Origin of the sequence: Allobosea sp. TAB14 (assembly GCF_052113865.1) — a bacterium.
In the GTDB taxonomy this organism is placed as follows: Bacteria; Pseudomonadota; Alphaproteobacteria; order Rhizobiales; family Beijerinckiaceae; genus Allobosea; species Allobosea spartocytisi.
In genome coordinates this window covers 1-6,233 of sequence record NZ_JBFRDQ010000226.1, presented here as the reverse complement: position 1 = coordinate 6,233, position 6,233 = coordinate 1, and the positions used below count along the sequence as shown (strand labels likewise).

6 protein-coding genes are annotated in these 6,233 nt (G+C 66.8%); 3 read left to right on the top strand and 3 right to left on the bottom strand.

The window, feature by feature from the left end; genetic code table 11:
- From AB4Y99_RS24390 to AB4Y99_RS24380, 3 genes are all read left to right on the top strand, one after another.
- On the top strand, positions 1-1,126 hold a 1,126-nt coding region (locus AB4Y99_RS24390; protein WP_441525134.1), incomplete at its 5' end, for a dihydroxy-acid dehydratase.
- A gap of 15 nt (positions 1,127-1,141) precedes the next feature.
- Positions 1,142-1,855 (top strand): ribonuclease activity regulator RraA, encoded by a 714-nt coding sequence (locus AB4Y99_RS24385; RefSeq protein ID WP_441525133.1) that lies wholly within the window; start codon positions 1,142-1,144, stop codon positions 1,853-1,855.
- A 180-nt stretch (positions 1,856-2,035) separates the two neighbouring features.
- Positions 2,036-3,148, top strand: coding sequence for a M20 family metallopeptidase (locus tag AB4Y99_RS24380; RefSeq protein ID WP_142021007.1), 1,113 nt, complete (start codon positions 2,036-2,038; stop codon positions 3,146-3,148).
- Positions 3,149-3,329: 181 nt separating this feature from the next.
- On the opposite strand, the gene accC is transcribed toward AB4Y99_RS24380, so the two are convergent.
- The 3 genes from accC to AB4Y99_RS24365 form a co-directional block, all read right to left on the bottom strand.
- A complete protein-coding gene (accC, locus tag AB4Y99_RS24375) occupies positions 3,330-4,691 on the bottom strand; it encodes an acetyl-CoA carboxylase biotin carboxylase subunit (RefSeq protein ID WP_441525135.1) in 1,362 nt (453 codons plus the stop codon).
- 29 nt (positions 4,692-4,720) lie between these two features.
- Positions 4,721-5,188 (bottom strand): acetyl-CoA carboxylase biotin carboxyl carrier protein, encoded by a 468-nt coding sequence (gene accB, locus AB4Y99_RS24370; RefSeq protein ID WP_038365739.1) that lies wholly within the window; start codon positions 5,186-5,188, stop codon positions 4,721-4,723.
- Positions 5,189-5,527: 339 nt separating this feature from the next.
- Positions 5,528-6,233 (bottom strand): DsbA family protein (locus AB4Y99_RS24365; protein WP_441525132.1); only part of this gene is annotated, 706 nt, incomplete at its 5' end.

Here is a 6,233-nt window from a genome sequence, read left to right as displayed (position 1 = left end):
GGCCTCGACCATGACGGCGCTGGCCGACATGCTCGGCATGACGCTGCCCGGCGCCTCCTCGATCCCCGCCGCCGATTCGAACCATATCCGCATGGCGACCGCGACCGGGCGGCGCATCGTCGAGATGGTCTGGGAGGGGCTGACGCCGGAGAAGATCCAGACCGAGGCCGCCTTCCGCAATGTGATCAACGTGGCCATGGCGATGGGCTGCTCAACCAATGCGGTGATCCATGTCGTCGCCATGGCGCGCCGCGCCGGCCATGCCATCGGGCTCGAGGATTTCGACGCGGCGAGCCGCAAGGTGCCGGTCATCGCCAATGTCAGGCCGAGCGGCGACACATATCTGATGGAGGATTTCTATTACGCTGGCGGGCTGCTTGGCCTGCTGACGCGGTTGACGCCCTTCCTCGACCTCGACCAGATCAACGCCTCCGGCAAGAGCTGGCGCGAGAGCCTCGTCGGGGCCGAGATCTACAACGACGACGTCATCCGCCCGCTCGACAACCCGATCTATGCCGAGGGTGCTATCGCGCTGCTCAAGGGCAACCTCGCGCCGCGCGGCTGCGTGATGAAGCCTTCCGCCGCCTCGCCGAAACTGCTGACGCATTCCGGGCCGGCGCTCGTCTTCGACGATTATCCGATGCTGAAGGCGAATATCGACCGCGATGATCTCGACGTGACAGCCGATACCGTTCTGGTGCTGCGCAATGCCGGTCCGCTCGGCGGCCCCGGCATGCCGGAATGGGGCATGCTGCCGATCCCCAAGAAGCTGGTGAAGCAGGGCGTGCGCGACATGGTGCGCATCTCGGATGCGCGCATGAGCGGCACCTCCTACGGCGCCTGCATCCTGCATGTCTCGCCGGAATCCTATGTCGGCGGGCCGCTGGCGCTGGTGAAGACGGGGGACATCATCACCATCGACGTGCCCAACCGCTCGATCTCGATGGAGGTTTCCGACGAGGAACTGGCACGGCGCAAGGCCGCGCTGAAGCCCGAGCCCGCGCGCTATGAGCGCGGCTATGGCTGGATGTTCTCGCGCCATATCGGCCAGGCCGATGAGGGCTGCGACTTCGATTTCCTGCGCACCGATTTCGGGGCGCCGGTTCCCGAGCCCGTTATTTTCTAGACCGGAGCGACGATCATGCTTTCCACCGAAACGCGCGAGAAGCTGAAGCGCGTCAGCACCGCGACGCTTTGTACGGCGCTGTTCAAGCGCGGCCTGCGCAACCAGTTCATCCAGAACGTGCGCCCGCTCGGCTTCAAGGGCGAGAACATGGTCGGGCCGGCCTTCACCCTGCGCTACATCCCGGCGCGGGAAGACCTGAACCAGCTCAGCGTCTTCCAGGACAGGTCGCATCCGCAGCGCAAGGCGGTCGAGGAATGCCCGCCCGGCGCCGTCTTCGTCGTCGACAGCCGCCAGAATGCGCGCGCCGCGTCCGCCGGCTCGATCCTGGTGTCGCGATTGATGGTGCGCGGTGTTGCCGGCATCGTGACCGATGGCGGCTTCCGCGATAGCCCGGAGATCGCRGAGCTCGCGATTCCCGCCTATCACCAGCGCCCCTCGGCGCCGACCAACCTGACCTCGCATCAGGCGATCGAGATCAACGGGCCGATCGGCTGCGGCGACGCGCCGATCTTTCCGGGTGACATCGTCGTCGGGGACGGGGAGGGCGTCGTCGTCATCCCGGCGCATCTCGCCGACGAGATCGCGGAGGAGGCTATCGAGATGACGGCCTTCGAGGATTTCGTCACGGAGAAGGTGCTGGAGGGCCGCTCGATCCTCGGCCTCTATCCGCCGACCGACGAGCAGTCGAAGATCGATTTCGCGGCCTGGCGTCAGAAGACGGGGCGATAAGCGCCGCGTCGAGGGGGGCCGGACCTTCAGTTCCGGCGCCCGTCAATGGCCTGCCCCTGAGCAAGCTCAGGGAGCGGGCAGGGGTCGAAACCGGGCCCGGGTTCCGTCATGCGCTCATGGCTCGGCGGCGCGCTTGCGAATTCACTTGTCCCGTTCCGGCCTCTTGGCGATAGATCGGGCATGACACATGCCGATGCCGCCGCCGCGCTCTCCGTCTGGGTTGCGCTCGAGAGTCCCACCAGTCATCCCGCCGGCGTGAACGGCATGATGGATCTGGTCGCGAAGGAGGTCGCTGGCCTGCCGATCGCGGTCGAACGGATCGCCGGCCGCGACGGGCTCGGCGACATGGTGATGCTGCGGGCGGGGCTCGACAACGGCCAGCCGGCCGTCGCGGTGATGTCRCATCTCGATACGGTGCATCCGGTCGGGACGAGCAGCAAGGACTTGCCGGTTCGCATCGAGGGCGACAGACTCTACGGGCCGGGTGTCTACGATATGAAGGGCGGGGCCTGGCTCGCCCTGCAAGCCTTCAAGGACGTGGCGAGGGCCGGTTCCGCGAAGCGGCCGATGATGTTCCTGTTCACGCCGGACGAGGAGATAGGCTCTCCGACGAGCCGGGGGCTGATCGAGGAGATCGGCCGGGGATCGACTGCCGTGCTGGTCACGGAGCCAGCGCGGCAGGGCGGTAGGATCGTGACGGCGCGCAAGGGCGTCGGCCGCTTCGAGGTCCGCTTGGAGGGCCGGCCGGCCCATTCCGGCTCGCGCCACGCCGACGGGCGCAGCGCCATCCGCGAGGCGGCGCACCAGATCCTCGCCATCGAGGCCATGACCGACTATGCGCGCGGCATCACCACCAGCGTCGCGCTGATCGGCGGCGGCACGGCGGCGAACGTCATTCCGCAGCATGCCTGGTTCAGCGTCGACTGCCGCGTCACGACGCTTGCCGACGGGGCGATGATGGAGCAACGCATCCTCGGCCTGAAGGCTCATGATCCGGAGGTGACGATCCGCATCACCGGCGGCATGAACCGCCCGCCTTACGAGAAATCCGCCGCCGTTGCGGAGCTGTTCGAGACGGCGCGCGGCGTCGCGGCCGGGATCGGGCTCGACCTGCAGGATTGCCCGATGACGGGCGGCGGTTCCGACGGCAACTTCACCGCCGCGCTCGGCGTGCCGACGCTCGACGGCCTCGGCATCGACGGCGACGGTGCTCACACGCTGCAGGAATACGCGCTGATCTCCTCGATCGCGCCGCGCCGCGCGCTGATGAAGGGCCTGTTGGAGACGATCTGAGGTCTGCCCGTCTGACGAAAGGCCCTTTGAGGAACCATCGGTGTCATCCCGGCACCGGCATGGATCCCGGGTCTGCGCTTCGCTCCGCCCGGGATGACGGGCGAAGCGAGGTCGCAGTCACCGGAAAACAAAAAGCCCCTCGCATCGCGAGGGGCTTTTCCGTTTCCGGTGACCGGAACTCTCAGGCCTCGGGCTCACCCATGCCGCCGGCCGCGAGGAATTTCTCCAGCCAGTGGATRTTGTAGTCGCCGTTSAGRATGTCSGGRTTGCGCACSAGCGTGCGGAACAGSGGCAGSGTCGTRTCGAYRCCGTCGACGACGAACTCGTCGAGCGAGCGGCGCAGCCGCATCAGGCATTCSKCSCGGTTGCGRCCATGSACRATGAGCTTGCCGACCAGMGARTCGTAATGSGGCRGGATCGTATAGCCTTGGTAAGCCGCCGAATCGACGCGCACGCCGAGGCCACCCGGCGTATGGAACGAGGCGAGCTTGCCGGGCGAGGGGCGGAAGGTTGCCGGGTGCTCGGCATTGACCCGGCATTCGATGGCATGGCCCTCGAGGACGATGTCCGACTGCTTGAGCGAGAGCGGYGCSCCGGCCGCGATCCGGATCTGCTCGTTGACGAGATCRATCCCGGTGATCATCTCGGTSACSGGATGCTCGACCTGGATGCGGGTGTTCATYTCGATGAARTAGAACTCGCCRTCCTCGTAGAGGAATTCGATCGTGCCGGCGCCGCGGTACTGGAGCTCGCGCATCGCCTTGGCGCAGATCTCGCCGATGCGGTCGCGTTCGCCGGCGTTGAGGGCGGGCGAGGGGCCTTCCTCCCAGACCTTCTGGTGGCGGCGCTGAAGCGAGCAGTCGCGCTCGCCGAGATGGATGGCGTGGCCGCGGCCGTCGCCGAGCACCTGGATCTCGATATGGCGCGGCTTCTCAAGATATTTCTCGATATAGACGGCATCGTCGCCGAAATTCGCCTTCGCCTCGCTGCGGGCGGTCGAGAGCAGGACGGAGAGCTCGTCCTCGTTGCGCACGACCTTCATGCCCTTGCCGCCGCCGCCGGACGCCGCCTTGATGATCACGGGCAGGCCGATCTCGCGGATGATGCGCAGCGCCTCGGCATCGTCGGAGACGCCGCCCTCTGAGCCCGGCACGCAGGGGATGCCGAGGCGCTTGGCCGTGCGCTTGGCCTCGATCTTGTCGCCCATGCTGCGGATATGCTCCGCCTTCGGGCCGATGAAGGTGATGTTGTGACGATCCAGGATCTCGGCGAAGCGGGCGTTCTCGGACAGGAAGCCGTAGCCGGGATGGACGGCGTCGGCGCCGGTGATCTCGCAGGCGGCGATCAGCGCCGGGATGTTGAGATAGCTCTCGCGGGCCGGCGGCGGACCGATGCAGACGCTCTCGTCGGCGAGGCGCACATGCATGGCGTTGGCGTCGGCCGTGGAATGCACCGCGACGGTGGCGATGCCGAGCTCCTTCGCCGCACGCAGCACGCGCAGCGCGATCTCTCCGCGATTGGCGATCAGGATCTTGTCGAACATCTTGATCTCGTCGTCGTTGCGCTTGGGCGTCACTCGATCACCAGCAACGGCTCACCGTATTCGACCGGCTGGCCGTCCTCGACCAGGATCGCGGTAACCTTGCCGGCGCGCGGCGCGACGATGTCGTTGAAGGTCTTCATCGCCTCGACGAGCAGGATGCGCTCGCCCTGCTTCACGATGCTGCCGACCTCGACGAAGGGCTTGGCCTCGGGCGAGGGGCGGCAATAGGCGGTGCCCACCATCGGGGAGGTGACGGCACCGGGATGGCCCGCGCCGGGCTTGACCTCGACGGCGGCGGGCGCCGCCGGGGCAGGGGCGGCCGGAGCGGGAGCAACCGGATACGGAGCTGCCGGCACATGCACCGTGGTCGCCAGGCTGCGGGCGACGCGCACGCGCAGATCGCCCTTCTCGACCTCGATCTCGGTGAGATCGGTCTGGTTCAATAGCTCGGCAAGCTCGCGGACGAGGTCTGGATCGATCGGGCTCTTGGTCGCCATGGCGGATATCACCGTCTTCTCGGATAATCGGTTGGGACGGCGGCGGCGCCGCCATCCCGCTCGTTTTGGTTCAAGCGGCGAGAGCCGCAGGCTTCATCCCGGAGGTCGCGCCGACCTTTCGATCTGCCGGGCCGGACATGGCAGGGGATGTCCCGCTGCTGGATCGAGCCGACAGAGCGAAGGAGGAGCCTTTCGGCGTGGGCGTGGCGACCATGAAGGATGCGGATTCCAGGGACCGCGCGAGGCGGCGGACGCCGTCCTCATAAACGCTGCGGGCCGGCAGGGGAAGCCTCAAGGCTCCCTTGCCGGCCCACGGAAGGCGGTCATCCAGGCGGCGGATCAGCCGGCGCAGTCGGTCTTGCCGCAACGACGGACCGAGTCGAGCTTCTGCTTGAGGGCATCCTGGCCGACGGCGCCGAAGACGATCTCGTCGCCGATCACGAAGGCAGGCGTGCCCGTCAGGCCCAAACGATCGCCCAGCGCGACGGTGTCCTCGATCGAGGCCTTGGTGGCGGCCGCATCCATGTCCTTGCGGGCGCGATCGATATCGACGCCGAAATCCTTGGCGATCTCSAGCGCCTTGGCGCCGTTSAYSCGGCCCTTSRYSSCCATCAGCTTGTTGTGGAAATCGAAGTATTTCKGCCCCTGGAGCTGGTTCTTGACCGCGATCGCGACGCGGCTCGCCTCGACCGAATCGGGTCCGAGGATCGGAAAGTCCTTGAGCACCACCTTGAGCTTCGGGTCGGCCTTGGACAGGGCGGTCACGTCCTGCATCGCCCTTTTGCAGAAGCTGCAATTGTAATCCATGAACTCGACGAGCGTGATGTCGCCTTCCGGATTGCCGATGACGATGGAGGTGGCGGGGTCGGTAAGTTTGGCCTTCTCTCCCGCGACCGCGTTGCGCTGGGCCTCGGCCTGCGCAACGGTGTTGCGCCGCTCCAGCTCGACGAGCGCGTCCTGAATGATTTCCGGATTCTTGACGATGGTCTCGCGGATGAGATCGACGATCGCCTTGCGCTGCTCGGGTGTGAGCGGGGCCTGGCCC